The sequence below is a fragment of the Algoriphagus lacus genome (assembly GCF_003583985.1).
GTDB classification, from domain to species: domain Bacteria; phylum Bacteroidota; class Bacteroidia; order Cytophagales; family Cyclobacteriaceae; genus Algoriphagus; species Algoriphagus lacus.
Map to the genome: position 1 here is coordinate 889,921 of NZ_QXML01000001.1, position 17,170 is coordinate 907,090.

At 43.3% G+C, this 17,170-nt stretch carries 29 protein-coding genes; 28 read left to right on the forward strand and 1 reads right to left on the reverse strand.

Annotated elements, in window-relative coordinates:
* Window positions 1–4 precede the first annotated feature (4 nt).
* From rpmC to cysM, 27 genes are all read left to right on the forward strand, one after another.
* Window positions 5–187, forward strand: a complete 183-nt coding sequence (gene rpmC / locus D0X99_RS03805) for a 50S ribosomal protein L29 (RefSeq protein ID WP_119476293.1) — start codon at window positions 5–7, stop codon at window positions 185–187.
* Between the two features lie 19 nt (window positions 188–206).
* Window positions 207–470: a 30S ribosomal protein S17 gene (rpsQ, locus tag D0X99_RS03810; protein WP_119476294.1), complete on the forward strand. Its 264-nt coding sequence runs from the start codon at window positions 207–209 to the stop codon at window positions 468–470.
* A 2-nt stretch (window positions 471–472) separates the two neighbouring features.
* Window positions 473–841, forward strand: coding sequence for a 50S ribosomal protein L14 (gene rplN / locus D0X99_RS03815; protein ID WP_119476295.1), 369 nt, complete (start codon window positions 473–475; stop codon window positions 839–841).
* 2 nt (window positions 842–843) lie between these two features.
* Window positions 844–1,188, forward strand: a complete 345-nt coding sequence (gene rplX / locus D0X99_RS03820; RefSeq protein ID WP_119476296.1) for a 50S ribosomal protein L24 — start codon at window positions 844–846, stop codon at window positions 1,186–1,188.
* On the forward strand, window positions 1,181–1,741 hold the full coding sequence (gene rplE / locus D0X99_RS03825; RefSeq protein ID WP_119476297.1) for a 50S ribosomal protein L5: 561 nt from the start codon (window positions 1,181–1,183) through the stop codon (window positions 1,739–1,741). Before rplX ends, rplE begins: the two co-directional genes overlap by 8 nt.
* A gap of 2 nt (window positions 1,742–1,743) precedes the next feature.
* A complete protein-coding gene (rpsN, locus tag D0X99_RS03830) occupies window positions 1,744–2,013 on the forward strand; it encodes a 30S ribosomal protein S14 (protein WP_119476298.1) in 270 nt (89 codons plus the stop codon).
* An 81-nt stretch (window positions 2,014–2,094) separates the two neighbouring features.
* Complete coding sequence (gene rpsH, locus D0X99_RS03835) at window positions 2,095–2,490, forward strand: 30S ribosomal protein S8 (RefSeq protein ID WP_119476299.1); 396 nt, start codon at window positions 2,095–2,097, stop codon at window positions 2,488–2,490.
* Between the two features lie 9 nt (window positions 2,491–2,499).
* Window positions 2,500–3,057 (forward strand): 50S ribosomal protein L6, encoded by a 558-nt coding sequence (gene rplF / locus D0X99_RS03840; RefSeq protein ID WP_119476300.1) that lies wholly within the window; start codon window positions 2,500–2,502, stop codon window positions 3,055–3,057.
* Between the two features lie 6 nt (window positions 3,058–3,063).
* Window positions 3,064–3,414 carry a 50S ribosomal protein L18 gene (rplR, locus tag D0X99_RS03845; RefSeq protein WP_119476301.1) on the forward strand — a complete coding sequence of 117 codons (351 nt, stop codon included), beginning with the start codon at window positions 3,064–3,066 and terminating at the stop codon, window positions 3,412–3,414.
* A gap of 5 nt (window positions 3,415–3,419) precedes the next feature.
* Window positions 3,420–3,938, forward strand: coding sequence for a 30S ribosomal protein S5 (gene rpsE, locus D0X99_RS03850; RefSeq protein WP_119476302.1), 519 nt, complete (start codon window positions 3,420–3,422; stop codon window positions 3,936–3,938).
* 5 nt (window positions 3,939–3,943) lie between these two features.
* Entirely contained in the window at window positions 3,944–4,123 is a 180-nt protein-coding gene (rpmD, locus tag D0X99_RS03855) for a 50S ribosomal protein L30 (protein ID WP_119476303.1), read from the forward strand.
* Between the two features lie 2 nt (window positions 4,124–4,125).
* Complete coding sequence (gene rplO, locus D0X99_RS03860) at window positions 4,126–4,572, forward strand: 50S ribosomal protein L15 (protein WP_119476304.1); 447 nt, start codon at window positions 4,126–4,128, stop codon at window positions 4,570–4,572.
* Window positions 4,573–4,576: 4 nt separating this feature from the next.
* Window positions 4,577–5,896 (forward strand): preprotein translocase subunit SecY, encoded by a 1,320-nt coding sequence (gene secY / locus D0X99_RS03865; protein ID WP_119476305.1) that lies wholly within the window; start codon window positions 4,577–4,579, stop codon window positions 5,894–5,896.
* A gap of 1 nt (window position 5,897) precedes the next feature.
* Window positions 5,898–6,671: a type I methionyl aminopeptidase gene (gene map / locus D0X99_RS03870; protein WP_119476306.1), complete on the forward strand. Its 774-nt coding sequence runs from the start codon at window positions 5,898–5,900 to the stop codon at window positions 6,669–6,671.
* 1 nt (window position 6,672) lies between these two features.
* Window positions 6,673–6,891, forward strand: coding sequence for a translation initiation factor IF-1 (gene infA, locus D0X99_RS03875; RefSeq protein ID WP_009183359.1), 219 nt, complete (start codon window positions 6,673–6,675; stop codon window positions 6,889–6,891).
* Window positions 6,892–6,897: 6 nt separating this feature from the next.
* A complete protein-coding gene (gene rpmJ, locus D0X99_RS03880; protein WP_013927415.1) occupies window positions 6,898–7,014 on the forward strand; it encodes a 50S ribosomal protein L36 in 117 nt (38 codons plus the stop codon).
* Window positions 7,015–7,016: 2 nt separating this feature from the next.
* The gene (gene rpsM, locus D0X99_RS03885) at window positions 7,017–7,394 is read left to right on the forward strand and encodes a 30S ribosomal protein S13 (RefSeq protein ID WP_119476307.1); all 378 of its coding nucleotides are present in this window, start codon (window positions 7,017–7,019) and stop codon (window positions 7,392–7,394) included.
* Between the two features lie 15 nt (window positions 7,395–7,409).
* Window positions 7,410–7,808, forward strand: a complete 399-nt coding sequence (gene rpsK / locus D0X99_RS03890; protein ID WP_119476308.1) for a 30S ribosomal protein S11 — start codon at window positions 7,410–7,412, stop codon at window positions 7,806–7,808.
* An 18-nt stretch (window positions 7,809–7,826) separates the two neighbouring features.
* Entirely contained in the window at window positions 7,827–8,432 is a 606-nt protein-coding gene (gene rpsD, locus D0X99_RS03895; RefSeq protein ID WP_119476309.1) for a 30S ribosomal protein S4, read from the forward strand.
* A 38-nt stretch (window positions 8,433–8,470) separates the two neighbouring features.
* Complete coding sequence (locus D0X99_RS03900; protein WP_119476310.1) at window positions 8,471–9,460, forward strand: DNA-directed RNA polymerase subunit alpha; 990 nt, start codon at window positions 8,471–8,473, stop codon at window positions 9,458–9,460.
* Between the two features lie 6 nt (window positions 9,461–9,466).
* Entirely contained in the window at window positions 9,467–10,000 is a 534-nt protein-coding gene (rplQ, locus tag D0X99_RS03905) for a 50S ribosomal protein L17 (protein WP_119476311.1), read from the forward strand.
* Between the two features lie 116 nt (window positions 10,001–10,116).
* Entirely contained in the window at window positions 10,117–11,214 is a 1,098-nt protein-coding gene (gene carA, locus D0X99_RS03910) for a glutamine-hydrolyzing carbamoyl-phosphate synthase small subunit (RefSeq protein WP_119476312.1), read from the forward strand.
* Between the two features lie 22 nt (window positions 11,215–11,236).
* On the forward strand, window positions 11,237–12,520 hold the full coding sequence (eno, locus tag D0X99_RS03915; RefSeq protein WP_119476313.1) for a phosphopyruvate hydratase: 1,284 nt from the start codon (window positions 11,237–11,239) through the stop codon (window positions 12,518–12,520).
* Window positions 12,521–12,618: 98 nt separating this feature from the next.
* Entirely contained in the window at window positions 12,619–12,906 is a 288-nt protein-coding gene (locus D0X99_RS03920; protein WP_119476314.1) for an FtsB family cell division protein, read from the forward strand.
* Entirely contained in the window at window positions 12,887–13,438 is a 552-nt protein-coding gene (locus D0X99_RS03925) for a hypothetical protein (RefSeq protein WP_119476315.1), read from the forward strand. Before D0X99_RS03920 ends, D0X99_RS03925 begins: the two co-directional genes overlap by 20 nt.
* Window positions 13,439–13,460: 22 nt before the next feature.
* On the forward strand, window positions 13,461–14,306 hold the full coding sequence (gene epsC, locus D0X99_RS03930) for a serine O-acetyltransferase EpsC (protein WP_119476316.1): 846 nt from the start codon (window positions 13,461–13,463) through the stop codon (window positions 14,304–14,306).
* A 68-nt stretch (window positions 14,307–14,374) separates the two neighbouring features.
* Complete coding sequence (gene cysM, locus D0X99_RS03935; protein WP_119476317.1) at window positions 14,375–15,253, forward strand: cysteine synthase CysM; 879 nt, start codon at window positions 14,375–14,377, stop codon at window positions 15,251–15,253.
* A 197-nt stretch (window positions 15,254–15,450) separates the two neighbouring features.
* Here cysM and D0X99_RS03940 read toward each other — a convergent pair whose 3' ends face one another.
* Window positions 15,451–16,362, reverse strand: a complete 912-nt coding sequence (locus D0X99_RS03940) for a sugar phosphate isomerase/epimerase family protein (protein ID WP_119476407.1) — start codon at window positions 16,360–16,362, stop codon at window positions 15,451–15,453.
* Window positions 16,363–16,467: 105 nt separating this feature from the next.
* Between D0X99_RS03940 and D0X99_RS03945 the strand changes: the two genes are divergently transcribed.
* Complete coding sequence (locus tag D0X99_RS03945; protein WP_119476318.1) at window positions 16,468–17,169, forward strand: hypothetical protein; 702 nt, start codon at window positions 16,468–16,470, stop codon at window positions 17,167–17,169.
* The last annotated feature ends 1 nt before the right edge of the window (window position 17,170 follow it).

The following is a 17,170-nucleotide window of genomic DNA, read 5'->3' on the forward strand; positions in this document are numbered from 1 at the left end:
AACTATGAAAAATACTGAAATCAGATCACTTTCCGTAAGTGAGATCGCAGAGCGAATTGTCGCAGAGCAGGAGAATCTAGGCAAATTGAAATTTGCCCATTCGATTTCTCCAATAGAGAATCCTAATAGAATCAGAGAAGCCAAGCGTCTGGTCGCAAGATTGAAGACTGCATTAGCTTCCAAATAACTAGCTAACAGAAAAGAAAATGGCTACGATTGAGAGAAATCTTCGCAAAGAAAGAGTTGGTAAAGTCGTAAGCAACAAAATGGATAAATCCTGTACTGTGGCTGTGGAGCGTAAAGTGAAGCATCCAATCTACGGAAAGTTTGTTGCCAAGACTACCAAATTTATGGTTCATGACGAGAACAATGAGTGTCATCCAGGTGACATCGTTAAAATCAGTGAAACTCGTCCGCTGAGCAAGAATAAGCGTTGGAGATTAGTTGAAATTATTGAAAGGGCTAAGTAATCATGATACAGCAAGAATCCAGACTAAGCGTTGCGGATAATTCCGGTGCCAAAGAGGTATTGGTAATCCGTGTGTTGGGAGGAACTGGGAAGCGTTATGCTTCTATCGGTGATAAAGTAGTCGTGACTGTAAAGTCAGCCCTATCTTCCAGCAACATGAAAAAAGGTACCGTTTCCAAAGCGGTAATTGTAAGGACCAAAAAAGAAATTCGTAGAAAAGACGGTTCTTATATCCGATTCGAAGACAATGCTGCCGTGTTGTTGAACAACAACGACGAGCCAAGAGGTACACGTATCTTCGGACCCGTGGCCAGAGAGCTTAGAGAAAAGCAGTTCATGAAAATCATTTCCTTGGCCCCTGAAGTACTCTAATCATGGAAAGAAAATTCAATAAGCAGCCAAAGCTGCATATCAAAACCGGTGACACCGTAAAGGTGATCTCAGGTGATGACAAAGGCAAAACAGGGAAAGTACTTTCTGTAGATACCGAAAAGAAAAGAGCTTTTGTCGAGGGGATCAATATGATCACCAAACACGTGAAGCCTACTGCGGCCAAGCCTCAGGGTGGTATCGAAAAGAAAGAAGCCGCTCTTCATATCAGCAACCTAATGCTTGTAGATCCTAAGACTGGTGAAGCAACCAGAACAGGGCGCAAGGCTGGTGAAAATGGTAAACTAGTGAGATATTCAAAGAAAACTGGGGAGGTGATCAATGGCTAATCCAAGAATGAAAGATAAGTACCTGAGCGAAATCGTTCCGGCTTTGAAAGAGAAGTTTCAATATGCTTCTATCATGCAAGTACCGAAATTAACCAAAATCGTCCTTAACAAAGGAATAGGTGCAGCAGTAGCTGACAAGAAATTGGTTGATCAGGGTGTTGAAGAACTTTCTTTGATCACTGGCCAAAAGGCTGTAGCTACGAAGGCGAAAATTGCGGTTTCCAACTTCAAGTTGAGAGAAGGAATGCCAATCGGAGCAAAAGTTACTTTGAGAGGTGAAAAAATGTATGAGTTCTTGGATCGTTTGATGACAGTAGCTCTCCCACGTGTACGTGACTTCAAAGGTATCTCTGACAAAGGATTTGACGGAAGAGGTAATTATACGCTCGGCGTAACGGAGCAGATTATCTTCCCGGAGATTTCTATCGAAAAGGTAAACAGAATCTCAGGTATGGATATCACTTTTGTGACTACTGCCCAGACTGACGAAGAAAGCTATGCTTTGTTGAAAGCTTTCGGAATGCCATTCGCTAATAAAAATAAAGAAGAATAATCATGGCAAAAGAATCCATCAAAGCTCGCGAGAGAAAAAGAGAGCATCTGGTAGCCAAGTACGCCAAAAAAAGAGCTCTGCTAAAAGCAGCTGGCGATTATGAAGCCCTTGACAAATTGCCAAAAAATGCTTCGCCGGTAAGACTTCACAACAGATGTAAACTGACCGGTCGTCCAAAAGGCTATATGAGAAAGTTCGGTATCAACAGGGTAACCTTCAGAGAAATGGCCTCAGCAGGCAAGATCCCTGGGTTGACGAAGTCCAGCTGGTAAAAGAACGACAGTAGTTTTTATTTTAAAAATCAATTCGTAACTTTGCACGCCCAAATTGGGTGGAGCTAGACAATAAATACCATGACTGATCCAATAGCTGATTATCTGACCAGGTTGAGAAATGCCATCAAGGCTTCTCACCGAATCGTAGAGATACCTGCTTCTAACATCAAGAAGGAGATTACGAAAGTATTGCACGATAAAGGATACATTCAAAACTATAAGTTTGAACAAAACGGACCTCAAGGCACCATCAAAATTGCTTTGAAGTTCAATCCTACAACTAAGCAAAATGCTATTGTAAGCCTTGAAAGAGTTAGTACGCCAGGTTTAAGAAAATATGTCAAGCACGATGAGCTCCCTAGAGTAATCAATGGCTTAGGCATTGCAATAGTATCCACCTCAAAAGGTGTGATGACAGACAAAGAAGCCCGTACCGAAGGTATCGGTGGCGAAGTACTTTGCTACGTATATTAATTTACTATCATGTCTAGAATAGGTAAAAAACCAATAAATATACCTGGCGGTGTAACTGTAGACGTGTCAGCTCATGGAACTGTCACTGTTAAAGGTCCAAAAGGTACACTGAAGCAGGATGTGAATCCGGATATTCAGGTGAAAGTGGAGGGCAAAGAAATTGTCCTTACAAGACCTACTGATTCAAAAAGACACAAATCTTTGCATGGGCTTTATAGATCCCTGATCAACAACATGGTGATCGGTGTTTCTGAAGGTTACAAGAAAGATTTGGAACTAGTCGGTGTAGGTTATAAGGCTTCCAATCAAGGCCAGGTACTTGAGCTAAGCTTAGGTTATTCTCACAGTATCTTTATGGCATTGCCTAATGAGATTTCTCTTAAAACTGAAACTCCAAAAGGTAAAAATCCATTGATTTCTCTAGAAGGAATTGACAAAGAGTTGATAGGACAAGTAGCTGCAAAAATCAAGTCTCTTCGTAAGGTTGAACCTTACAAAGGTAAAGGTGTGCGCTTCGTTGGTGAACAAGTTAGACGTAAGGCTGGTAAAACTGCCGGTAAAAAATAATAGGTTATGGCATTTAATAAGAATTCCAGAAGACTTAGAATCAAGCAGGGTATCAGAAGAAAGATTTCCGGTACCGATTCCAGACCTCGTTTGTCAGTATTCAAAAGTAATACAGGCATCTATGCTCAATTGGTGGATGACCTTAAAGGTCAGACTTTGGCACAGGCTTCTTCCAAAGAGCTTGGAGCTAAAGCCAACACTAACGTAGGCGTATCCAAAGAAGTAGGTAAGAAACTTGCTGAAAGAGCCATAGCTAATGGCGTATCTGAAGTAGTTTTCGACAGAAATGGCTACTTGTATCATGGTAATGTAAAAGCTTTGGCTGACGGCGCCAGAGAAGGAGGCCTCAAATTCTAATCGTTATGTCTCAAGTAAGAAGAAAACCCATTAGGGCTACAGATACAGAATTAAAAGAGAAAGTAGTAGCTATCAACCGAGTTGCCAAAGTGGTAAAGGGTGGTAGAAGATTCTCCTTCTCAGCAATCGTTGTAGTAGGTGATGGCCAAGGTGTTGTAGGTTACGGTTTGGGTAAAGCCAATGAAGTAACGGATGCAATCACCAAAGGCATCGAGGACGCAAAGAAAAATTTGGTTAAAGTACCGGTTTTGAAAGGCACAATTCCTCATGAGCAAATCGGTAAATTCGGTGGTGGTCTTGTTTTGATCAAGCCAGCTGCTGCAGGTACTGGTGTGATTGCAGGTGGTGCGATGCGTGCTGTATTGGAAAGTGCTGGCGTTACAGACGTTTTGGCAAAGTCCAAAGGTTCCTCAAACCCTCACAACGTGGTAAAAGCTACCATCGACGCGTTGGTTCAGCTAAGAGATGCAATCGCTGTTTCACAGCAGCGTGGTGTGAAAATGGCGAAAGTCTTTAACGGATAATTATCATGGCGAAGATCAAGATCACACAAGTTAAAAGTACGATCGACAGACCGAAAGATCAGAAAGCAACAATCACTGCTTTAGGTTTGGGTCGTATCAGCAAAACTGTAGTAGTAGAGCATACTCCTCAAATTGCTGGAATGGTAAATAAAGTGAATCACCTTGTAAAAGTGGAGGAAGCTTAATTATGAAACTAAATACATTAACTCCAGCCGAAGGGTCAACCAAAAACCGAAAGAGAATTGGTCGTGGTACCGGTTCAGGTAGAGGTGGAACTTCAACAAGAGGTCACAAGGGAGCAAAATCCAGATCAGGATATAAGTCAAAAATCGGATTTGAAGGTGGTCAAATGCCACTTCAGAGAAGAGTTCCTAAGTTTGGCTTCAAATCTATCAACAGAGTTGAATTCAAACCAGTAAATTTGGATACCTTGCAGGCTCTTGCCGAGCAATTCAATCTTACAGCAATCAACATGGAAGCCTTGGTTTCCCATGGTATTGCTTCCAAGAATGATAACATCAAAATTCTTGGTGGTGGTGAATTGAAAGCCAAATTAGACGTGACTGCCCATCAATTTTCGGCTTCTGCTGTAGAAGCTATTGAAAAGCTTGGTGGAACTGTAAACAAGATTTAAGTAAATGAAAAAGTTTATTTCGACAGTTAAGAATATATTCTCAATCGAAGATTTGAGAGTAAGAATCCTAAATACAATTGGATTTCTCATCATCTTCAGATTAGGTTCATTCATCGTGCTTCCTGGAGTGGATCCATCCAAACTAGGTGGTACTCCCGAAGGGATCTTCGGCCTGATTGATACCTTCCTCGGTGGAGCATTTAGCAATGCCTCTATCTTCGGTCTGGGAATCATGCCTTACATCTCTGCATCCATTGTTTTGCAGTTGTTGACTGTCGGAGTTCCCTATTTTCAGAAAATGCAAAAAGAGGGTGAATCTGGAAGAAAGAGAATCAATCAGATCACTCGCGTACTGACCATTGCAATCACGGTAGCTCAAGGTATAGGTTACGTTACTGCAACAATCCTTCCTACAGGGGCAGTAATGGTTAGTACTTCTCTTTTCATGTTCAGCTCATTGGTGCTGCTTTCTGCCGGAACCATGTTTTGTATGTGGTTAGGTGAGAAAATCACTGAAAAAGGTATCGGAAACGGTATTTCGATGCTAATCATGATTGGGATTATTTCCCGATTCCCAGGCGCACTCATTGCAGAAGGTCTTGAGAAGGGTTCCTCCGGAATGCTGTTGCTGATTATTGAAGCTGTGGTTTTGTTCTTCGTAGTGGTGGGAGTGATTGCTCTGACAGAAGCTACCAGAAGAATTCCAGTTCAATACGCAAAGCAGGTTGTGGGAGGAAAGGTGTATGGCGGACAACGTCAATACATCCCTATTAAAGTGAATGCTTCAGGTGTAATGCCAATCATTTTTGCTCAGTCATTGATGTTTGTGCCGGCTTTGATCGCACAAATCTGGGCTGGAGAAAGTGATATAGCTAACTACATTGGAACCACGTTCAGTGATTTTACTTCTTGGCAGTATAACTTGTTGTTTGCTTCCTTGATTATCATCTTCACTTTCTTCTACACTGCCATCACGGTGAATCCTGAGCAGATTGCGGAAGACATGAAGCGTAATGGCGGTTTTGTTCCAGGTATTAAGCCAGGAGCTCCTACCTCAGAGTTCATTGACAGTATCATTTCTAAAATTACACTTCCAGGTTCTGTGCTACTAGCAGCTGTTGCAATTCTCCCCGCCCTTGCGATTATTGCTGGTGTAGGTGGTGAGTTTGCTCAGTTCTATGGAGGAACTTCACTGTTGATCATGGTTGGTGTAATCATGGATACTCTTAGACAAATTGAAAGCTATTTGTTGATGAGACATTACGAGGGAATGATGAAAAGTGGTAATATGAAGAATAACCCTTCTAATTACCAAGTAGCTTAATATGATTCAATACAAGACTTCGGAAGAAGTTCAGTTAATAAAAAAAAGTGCTGATATACTTGGTAAAGCTCATGGAGAAATTGCCAAGCATATCAAAGAAGGGGTAAAGACCTCTTTTCTTGACAAGATTGCTGAAGAGTTTATCAGGGACCACGGTGCCGTTCCTTCCTTTAAAGGCTACAATGGTTTTCCTGCTTCACTTTGTATTTCTGTGAATGAAGTAGTTGTTCATGGTTTTCCAAGTGATTATGAATTGAAAGATGGCGATATAATCTCGGTAGATTGTGGAGTCTTTCACCAAGGTTTTCATAGCGATTCCGCTTATACGTACCCTATCGGTGAGGTTTCCCCTTCTGTCTTAGCATTATTAAAGGCCACTCGAGATTCGCTCTATTTAGGAATTGAGCAAGCTGTAGCTGGAAATCGAATTGGTGACATTGGTTTTTCCATCCAAAAGTTTGTCGAAGCAAAAGGCTACACCGTAGTCAGAGAGCTTGTCGGACATGGCTTAGGAAGAAAATTACATGAAGCCCCTGAGGTTCCCAATTATGGGAAAAAAGGAAGTGGTCCTCTGCTAAAGGCAGGGATGGTGATTGCAATTGAGCCAATGATCAATCTGGGTACGCGAAACATCGTACAGGAACGAGACGGGTGGACTATCCGAACTGCAGATCGGAAACCTTCAGCTCACTATGAGCATACGGTTGCAATATTTGAGGATAAAACTGAGGTTTTGACAACCCATAAATACATAGAAGAGATATTTAAATTCTAATATGGCCAAACAGACATCAATCGAGCAAGACGGAACCATTATCGAAGCGTTGTCTAACGCAATGTTTAAAGTAGAACTAGAAAATGGACATCAGTTGATTGCTCATATTTCTGGTAAGATGAGGATGAATTACATCAAAATCCTTCCCGGAGATAAGGTCAAGCTGGAATTATCTCCCTATGATTTGACAAAAGGCAGAATAGTATATCGATATAAATAGACTGACATGAAAGTAAAGGCATCTATTAAGAAGAGAAGTGCTGACTGTAAGGTGATCAGAAGAAAAGGAAAACTTTACGTCATCAACAAGAAAAATCCTAAGTATAAACAAAGACAAGGTTAATCATGGCTAGAATTGCAGGTGTAGACATACCAGACAATAAGCGCGGCGAAATCGGACTTACCTACATTTTCGGAATAGGAAGAAGCGCTGCGAGAACGATCCTGAGCAAGGCCGGTATCTCTTTTGACAAAAAAGCAGGTGAGTGGAACGACGAAGAGTCTACTGCTATCCGTAATATCATCGCTGAGGAATACAGAACCGAAGGCGTGCTGAAGTCGGAGATCCAATTGAACATCAAGCGTCTGATGGACATCGGATGCTACAGAGGTTTGAGACACAGAAAAGGACTTCCTGTACGTGGTCAAGGCACTAAAAACAACGCCAGAACAAGGAAGGGTAAGAGAAAAACTGTTGCTAACAAAAAGAAGGCAACTAAATAAAACCTGATTTAGATTATGGCTCAGAAAAGAAACGATAAAGCAAAAGGTAAGAAAAGAGTAGTAAAGGTAGAAGCTGTAGGTCAGGCGCACATCAAAGCCTCCTTTAACAATATCATTATCTCTATTACCAATAATGCAGGTCAAGTGATCTCTTGGGCTTCTGCCGGTAAAATGGGATTCAGAGGTTCTAAGAAAAATACTCCTTACGCTGCACAGATGGCGGCTCAAAACTGTGGACAGGTCGCTTTCGACTTAGGTTTGAGAAAAATCGAAGTTTTCGTGAAAGGTCCGGGAGCTGGTCGTGAATCTGCGATCAGAACATTGCAAAATGTCGGCTTGGATGTGACTACGATTATTGACGTTACTCCTATGCCGCACAACGGCTGTCGTCCTCCTAAGCGTAGAAGAGTTTAATTTTAAAAAGGAAACAGAATGGCAAGATATACAGGTCCTAAAGCTAAAATCTCCAGAAAATTTGGAGAAGCAATCGAAGGGCACAGCAAGGCACTTCAAAAGAAGAACTACCCTCCAGGAATGCATGGTCGTGGTAGAAGAAAGAAGCAGTCCGAATATGCTGTTCAGCTCGCTGAGAAGCAAAAGGCAAAATACATCTATGGCGTGTTGGAAAGACAGTTCGCTAAGATGTTTGACATTGCTTCTAGAAAGTCTGGTATTACCGGTGAAAACCTCCTTCAGCTTCTAGAAGCTCGTTTGGATAACACCGTATACAGATTGGGAATCTCCCCAACTCGTCGTGGCGCAAGACAGCTTGTTTCGCACAAGCACATCCTTGTAAACGGAGAAGTTGTAAACATTCCTTCTTTCACGTTGAAGCCTGGAGATGTAGTTTCAGTAAGAGAGCGTTCTAAGTCTCTTGAAGCAATCACCAGCAGCCTGTCAGGTAAAGCAGCAAACAGATATCCTTGGTTAGAGTGGGATAATGCTTCTTTGACAGGAAAATTCGTCAGTGTACCAGGCAGAGATGATATTCCTGAGAATATCAAGGTGCAGCTCATTGTCGAACTTTACTCTAAGTAATATTTTACTATTTTCAGCTAAAAACCAGAACGAGATATATGTCCATACTAGCATTTCAAATGCCCGAGAAAGTGGTGATGGAAAAAGCCGATGATTTTCATGGCTTGTTCACTTTCAAACCACTCGAAAAAGGCTATGGAGTTACCATCGGTAACGCCCTGAGAAGAATCTTGCTTTCTTCTTTGGAGGGATACGCCATCACTTCTATCAAAATCCCGGGAGTGGTTCACGAATTCTCTACCATTGAGGGTGTAGTAGAAGACGTGACTGATATCATTTTGAACTTGAAACAAGTGAGATTCAAGAAAGTGCATGATGCATTTGACGGAAAGATCACTGTAGAAATCAAAAATCAGTCTGTTTTCACCGCGGGGGACATTGCTAAGTTCACTTCTTCCTTTGAAATCCTTAATCCTGAGCTGGTGATCTGTCACATTGACGAGACCAAAAATTTCGAGATTGAGTTGACTATCGAAAAGGGTAGAGGGTATCTTCCGGCTGAAGAATCCAAACCAAAAGAGCAGGTTTTTGGACAAATTGCTATCGATGCGATCTTCACTCCAATCAAAAATGTGAAGTACAGCGTTGAGAATACCCGAGTAGAACAGAAGACTGACTTCGAAAAATTGATTCTTGAAGTTTCTACCGATGGTTCAATCCATCCGGAAAAAGCCCTACAGGAATCAGCTAAGATTTTGATCCAGCATTTCATGTTGTTCTCTGACCAGACCATGGTCCTTGATTCTACGGGTATAGCAGAACCAGAGCCTATCGATGAGGAATTCCTTCACATGCGTAAGCTTCTTAAGACATCCTTGAGCGATCTCGATCTTTCTGTTCGTGCGTTTAACTGTCTAAAAGCCGCTGATGTGAGAACTCTTGGAGACCTTGCAAGACTTGAAATTTCAGATATGATGAAATTCAGAAACTTCGGTAAGAAGTCTTTGGCTGAGCTTGAGCAGTTGATCCAGGAGAAAGGTCTGACCTTTGGGATGGACATTTCTAAGTACAAACTTGATGAAGAATAATAAACAATGAGACACGGTAAGAAAAATAACCACCTTGGTAGGACTGCCTCTCACAGGAAGGCAATGCTTTCCAACATGGCAACTTCCCTGATTCTTCACAAGCGTATTTCAACTACGCTTGCCAAGGCTAAAGAATTGAAGAAGTTTGTTGAGCCTCTGGTGACCAGAGCAAAAGAAGATTCTACACACAACAGACGTATCGCTTTCTCCTACCTGAAAAGCAAAGACGCCATCAAGGCTCTTTTCGGTGAGGTAATCGAAAAAGTAGGTACTCGTCCAGGAGGATATACCAGAATTATCAAAACTGGTTTCCGTTTGGGTGACAATGCTGAGATGTGTATCATCGAACTGGTAGATTTCAATGAATTGATGTTGAAAGACGCTAAGCCAGCCAAAAAGACAACCAGAAGATCTCGTAGAGCCACTACTGGTAAGGCTGCTGATGCTCCAGCATCTACTTCCGCCCCTGTTGCCGAAGCCAAAACTGAGGCGCCTAGCGCTCCTGAGGCTTCTGCTGAAAGTGAAAACGAAGAAAAATAAATTGAAGAATACTTTAAATATCAAAAGGATTGGACGCTCGTTCAATCCTTTTTTTATACCCCTACCCCTTATCCTCCTTCCCAAGAATTGGTTAACTTTGGCCAACCTTCAAAACAATGATTAAACAGAAAGCTACTCTTCTTCTGGCCGACGGGACAATGTTTCATGGCTCCCTAATTGGTAAACCTGGCACAAACGGTGGTGAAATTTGTTTCAACACCGGTATGACCGGATATCAGGAAATCTACACTGATCCGTCCTACACAGGACAAATAGTCGTAACTACCACATCCCATATTGGAAACTACGGAGTCCATCCGGACGAAATTGAATCTGATCATCCCTGCATCGCAGGAATTGTAGTCAACAGTTTTTCAGAGATCTTTTCCCGATTAGATGCTTCAGGTTCTTTGCAGGATTACCTGGTTAATTATGGGATTACCGGGATTGCAGATATTGATACCCGCAAATTGGTGAGACACCTCAGATCCAAAGGGGCAATGAATGCGATCATCAGTTCTGAGTTTGAAGGGAACTTGGAGGGCCTGAAAGCTGAATTGGCAAAGGTTCCTGACATGAATGGACTTGAACTTTCTTCCTCTGTCTGTACCCAGGAGCCATATTTTTATGGGAGTGAAAATTCAGAAATAAAAGTAGCCTGTCTTGATTTTGGGATTAAGAAGAATATCCTTCGAAATCTCGCTTCCAGAGGAGCATATTGTAAAGTTTATCCAGCCAAAACCAAGTTGGCTGAAATGGAGTCATGGGCACCTGATGCTTATTTTCTTTCCAATGGTCCCGGCGATCCGGCCGTGATGCACTATGCCGTAGATACTGTCAAAGAAATCTTGGAAACTGGTAAGCCTGTATTCGGAATTTGCCTAGGGCATCAACTTTTGGCTGAAGCAGTAGGTATTTCCACTTACAAAATGCATCACGGGCATCGAGGCCTAAACCATCCGATTAAAAACCTTTTGACTGGAAAGAGTGAAATTACTTCCCAGAATCATGGGTTCAACGTGGTGCGGGAAGATACTGAGAAGAATCCCGAAGTTGAAATCACACACGTACATCTCAATGACAATACAGTTGCAGGCATCCGTCTGAAAAATAAGCCTGCATTTTCAGTACAGTATCACCCGGAATCCTCCCCGGGACCTCATGATTCCCGATACCTTTTCGACGAATTCATTGAGCTAATCAATCAAAACTAATTTTCCTAAACCTTTTAAAACTATGACGTTGATTCAATCAATTCATGCAAGACAAATCCTTGATTCCCGAGGTAACCCAACCGTTGAAGTAGATGTAGTGACCGAAAATGGAGCCTTTGGCCGTGCTGCGGTACCCAGTGGCGCCTCTACCGGTGTAAATGAAGCAGTGGAACTTCGAGACGGAGACAAAAGCAAATATTTGGGCAAGGGCGTATTGAAAGCCGTAGCCAATGTCAATGAAATCATCGCTCCTGAATTGGTGGGTATGGATGTGTTTGAGCAGAATACCATCGATCAGATCATGATTGGGCTGGATGGTACTCCTACCAAGAGCAAATTGGGAGCTAATGCCATCTTAGGTGTTTCTTTGGCGGTTGCAAAAGCTGCAGCGATGGAGTCCGGTCAGCCACTTTACCGATACATTGGTGGGGTGAATGCCAATACCTTACCAGTTCCAATGTTGAATATCATCAACGGTGGTTCTCACTCTGATGCACCGATTGCGTTCCAAGAATTTATGGTTCGTCCGGTGGGTGCTCCAAGTTTCTCTGAAGCCATCCGAATGGGAGCTGAAATTTTCCATAACCTGAAGAAAATCCTTCATGACAAAGGTCTGAATACTTCTGTAGGAGATGAGGGTGGATTTGCTCCAAACTTCTCCGGAGGTACTGAAGAAGCTTTAGGTTGCATTTTGGACGCCATTGCAAAAGCAGGTTATAAGGCAGGGGACGATGTGACCATCGCCTTGGACTGCGCTTCTTCTGAGTTCTACAAAGATGGAAAATATGACTACTCCAAGTTTGAAGGACCTACTGGCAAAATCAGAACTAGCCAGGAGCAAGTGGCCTATTTGGCAGAATTAGCCAGCAAATATCCAATCGATTCCATTGAAGACGGATGTGCTGAGGAAGACTGGGCTGGTTGGGCTATGCTTACTGCCAAAATCGGTGACAAAATCCAATTGGTAGGAGACGATTTGTTCGTGACCAATGTGAAATTCCTCAAGAGAGGTATCGAAGAGAAGTCAGCCAATTCCATCTTGGTTAAAGTTAATCAGATCGGAACACTCACTGAAACCCTGAATGCCATAAATATGGCGCATAAGGCTGGTTTTACTGCTGTGATGTCTCACAGATCAGGAGAAACTGAAGATTCCACTATCGCTGATTTAGCAGTGGCTACCAATTGCGGACAGATCAAGACAGGTTCTGCATCCCGTTCTGACCGTATGGCCAAGTATAACCAATTGCTTAGAATTGAAGAGCAATTGGGCGAATCAGCAGTATTTAAAGGCAGATTGAAATAATCAATCCTGTTTTCTAACTATTGGACAGCCCGCAAATACGGGCTGTCTTTTTTTTTGCATCATTTTTGTAACTTGATGCTTTGTTATCCAAAATAAAAATGAAAAAACTGCTCAAGTACGGTGGCAATTTTTATGTCCTATCCATCCTGTTTTTTCTGTTTTGGATGATTTTCATTGATTCCAATAACTTGGTGAATCATTTTCGTTTGAGTCAGAAATTAAGTCAACTTGAAGATCAGAAGGAATTTTACCTGGAGAAAAAGGAGAAAATCAAAGCTGAGCGGGAAGAATTGATGAGCAATCCTGAACTCTTGGAGAAATTTGCACGTGAGAGATACTTGATGAAGAAACCAACCGAAGACCTATATGTCATTGTTGAAAAATAACTTGCTTTTACTAGCCCTGATGGGGCTTTTTTTCTTTTCCAATCCTTCATTTGCCCAACGTGAAATAGACACGGAGGCTAAACCACCTTTAAAGGATCGAATGTATTTTGGAGGAAATCTGGGACTTCAATTTGGTACTGTCACCTTAATAGATGTATCTCCTTTGGTAGGAGTCATGATTACGCCTCGGTTTTCCAGCGGAGTTGGGGCCACCTTCCAGTATTACGATGACAGCAGATTTCAAGGGGCTGAAGGCACTTCCTATGGTGGTCGACTATTCAGTAGATTTAATGTGCTGCCCAATATTTTTCTCCAAGGAGAATATGAATCCATTAATTGGGAGGCGTATGACTACAATGCGGAAGATTTTCGCAGGATTTGGAGTAATGCGCTTTTTCTGGGAGGGGGATACTTCGCTCCATTTGGTTCCAGAGGTGGGGCAAACTTCACATTTTTGTATAATGTCCTCTACGATCGTGAAAACTCATACTATGCCGAACCTTATGTGATTCGGGTTGGTTTTGTCATGTGACCAAGCCATCTTTTTGTCGTCCATGGATTCCTTAATCAAAAAAATTCACCAGGCACATCAGGAATGCTCCGATTGCCCTTCTCCAAAAGTTGTTCAGCAGTTTTTCGAGGAGTTGCTCGGATTGCTTTTTCCAGAGTATGCCGTCCAAAAGGTGAAAAGCCAGGAGGAGGTTTCTGCCAGATTAATCCTGTTAAAAGAAACCCTTTCAGCTATTTTGACCCGAAATCGCCACCTCCATCAAGGGGAAGGCGGGGAATTGGCTTCCCGGTTTTTCAGCGGATTGGAACAAGTCTTTGATTGGGTCAATCAGGACGTGGACGCCATGTTTGCGGGTGATCCTGCCGCAAAATCCCGAACAGAAATTTTAAGAAGCTACCCTGGATTCTACGCGATTGCCGCATACCGGATTGCGCATTTGTTGCATCAATTGGGTGTCAAATTGATTCCAAGGATGATCACTGAACTTGCTCACAGCAGAACAGGAATTGACATTCACCCAGGAGCAACTATTGGACAGTATTTCTGCATTGACCATGGTACGGGAGTTGTGATTGGGGAAACTACAATTATTGGGAATCACGTCAAAATCTATCAGGGTGTTACTCTTGGCGCACTTAGTGTGGACAAAGCCGATGCTGATCTCAAGCGGCATCCTACCATTGAGGACAATGTGGTGATCTATGCCGGGGCTACCATTTTGGGAGGAAAAACCATTATTGGAAAGAACTCCGTGATCGGAGGCAATGTCTGGCTGACCAAATCTGTTCCTCCCGGATCAAAAGTCTATTACCAAACCCAAATGTATCATGAGGAAGGTGCGGTGACGGATCTCTACGTCTTCAAACAGGAATTTGATGAAATGGGCTAAATGCTTTTTCCCATCTTTTAATATCAAGTTCAGCAATTCTCCTGCTGCCTAATAACTAAACCTATTCCATGAAACTCTTTGAATTAATCGGAAATACTCCCTTGGTGGAGCTCGAGCATATTCCTATCAACCCAAAGGTCAAGATCCTATGCAAACTGGAAGGTCAAAATCCTGGAGGTAGTGTGAAAGACCGTGCAGCCTACAATATGCTTCGATCTGCCTTGGATCGGGGAGATATCAAAGCAGGAGACAAACTCGTCGAGGCGACTAGCGGAAATACGGGAATTGCTTTGGCCATGGTTGCGAAAGTCCTAGGCCTGGAAATGACCCTGATCATGCCGGATAATTCTACCAAAGAGCGGGTACTGTCCATGGAAGCATATGGTGCCAAAGTCATTTTGACTCCTGCCGCCAAGACCATCGAATATTCACGGGTCTTAGCCGAAAAGATGCGGGATGAGGAAGGCTACTACATGCTCAATCAATTCGCTAATCCCGACAATTACCTAGCGCACTATTACACCACAGGCCCGGAGATCTGGCGGGATACCGAAGGGAGAGTCACCCATTTTGTTTCTGCCATGGGCACTACAGGTACAATCATGGGAGTATCCCGGTTTTTGAAACAAGTCAACCCTGCAGCTCAGATTGTAGGAACCCAGCCCACGGACGGTTCCAGCATTCCTGGAATCCGCAGGTGGTCACTGGAATTTATGCCGGAGATTTATGAGTCATCCCGTGTAGACCGGATCATCGATGTCAGTCAGCAGCAGGCCACCGAAATGACCCGACGTATGGCTAAGGAAGAAGGAATCCTTGCCGGGATGAGCAGTGGTGGGGCGCTCTTTGCCGCCATCGAACTTTCCAAAGAGCTTGAAGAAGGCTTGATAGTCTGCATCACCTGTGACCGGGGAGACCGGTATTTGAGCTCGGATTTGTTTGGGTGAGTAGGGATTGAAAAATTGGAAGATTGGAAAATTGACACTGGCCCTGATTGGTTAAAGTCTTCAAACCTGTCCATTCCGAAGGCGGGCTTAGGCCACTAAATTGCAGTCTTCGGACTGCTTTTTTATTCATTAAGCGCAGTTAATACTGCAAAGCGCCACTGGTCCACGGTTTAAACCGTGGACCAGTGGAAATTCTTTCAAAAAAACCTCTTCATCTTCTCCAATCCCGTCTTGATCACATATTCCGCATCCATGGCGTAATAGGTTGGGTTGAAGAGTTCGAGGGAAAGGATGATGGGTTTGCCTTTTGACTTCAGCGTATCGGCGAGTTCCTGCATAGGGGCACCACCGTCTCCAGGGAAAACGCGGTCCTTGTCCTGCTGCTCGGTTCTCGGAATCTCTTTTGGGAAATCGTTCATGTGGAAAATGTCAATCGCATGCCCGTCCAGCATCTTCATTCCTTCAAATCCTGATCCTCCGCGGAACAGGTGATACACGTCGGCAAGAATCTTGGCGTCTTTGTCATCCGCTGCTGCCGCTACGGCCATGGCCTGACCAAGATGAAAGAAGGAAGGAAATGCACCCCAAAATTCCAACTGCGGCATCACGCCGGTCTTTCGTCCCAATTCCAACAGCTTTTTATAGCGTTCTCCGGCTTTCAATAGATCCAATGGGGCTTCGGTGCCGATGGCTGGAGCCGCTACCCGCGGACAGCCCAGTTCGGCCAGGATTCCCATTTCCTTTTCCATTTGGGCAAAACCCGTCTTGCTCTTCTCCTCATCCTGAGCCATCCAAGTCGGAAAACCAATGCAGTCAAAAAACTCCAGTCCGGCATCGGAAGCCAGTTTCTTCAGGGAAGCGACGGTTTTGCCTTCTTTGACATAGGCCTCGATCTCCATCATCCAAGGTTCAAACCCGTCATAACCTGCCCGTGCAGCCAGCTCGATGATTTGCGGAAGGTTCAGTTTTTGGCCCCGGATGGTGCTGGTATTGAGGGAGAATCTAAATGTGCTTTCTTTTTTTTCTGGTGTCTCTGCAGATGCAGATCCAGCGGCTAGGGCCATGGGGGCCAAAGCAAGGGTTTTTAACAGGTTTCTTCGGGAGGTCATAGGTCTTGAATTAAGGAGATTTGCTCCTTTCAAAGGAATGGATAGCCGTTCAAACATATTCTGAATAAATCGAATCCATTAGAATTTTGAATCGTATTTTACGACATGCAAAAAATACTATTTTTTCTTTTCACCACGGCCTTTTTTGTGAAAAGCGGAATTGCACAAGTGGCCGGAGAAAATCTCGCATATCTATCCGAGTACAAAGAGGCTTTGCCCTATTTTCAGGAATTAATCACCGGAGGACAATATGCCGAGGCGTCCAAGTTGATCGAAGGAGTTCCTTTTTTTGCTTCCCGGCAATTTGAAAAAGGGACATTGAGCATCAATGGGATTGTTTATCCTGAGGTCCCTTTGTTGTATGACAACTATCGGGATCAACTGGTGACTTTCCACCCCATTTTCAACCAAAAGATATTGATCAAGCCGGAGAAAATTGATGGATTTGTGCTTTCAAACGGCTCCCGTTTCCGCTTTTTCCCAGGCAATTCTTCTTATTTCCGTGACCAAAACGGAATTTATCAAATTCTTGGAGAGGGAAGTTTTACCGCACTTGCCAAGCGGTACAAGACCACCAAGTCTACCCGCGAAATGTCCCGTTTCGACGAGGTTTATGTAGAAAAAAGTGACTATTTCCTTTGGAATTCGGGGGTGTTCTATCCGATCAGCCAAGGAAACCAGGCAATTGAAATTTTGGGTTTGGAACCCAAAGAACTAAAAAAACAACTCAGGTCCAGAAGTCTGAATTTCAAGCAGAATCCGGAAGTCTATCTCCGATTTTTAGTAGATCAATCCTCAAAAAAATAAC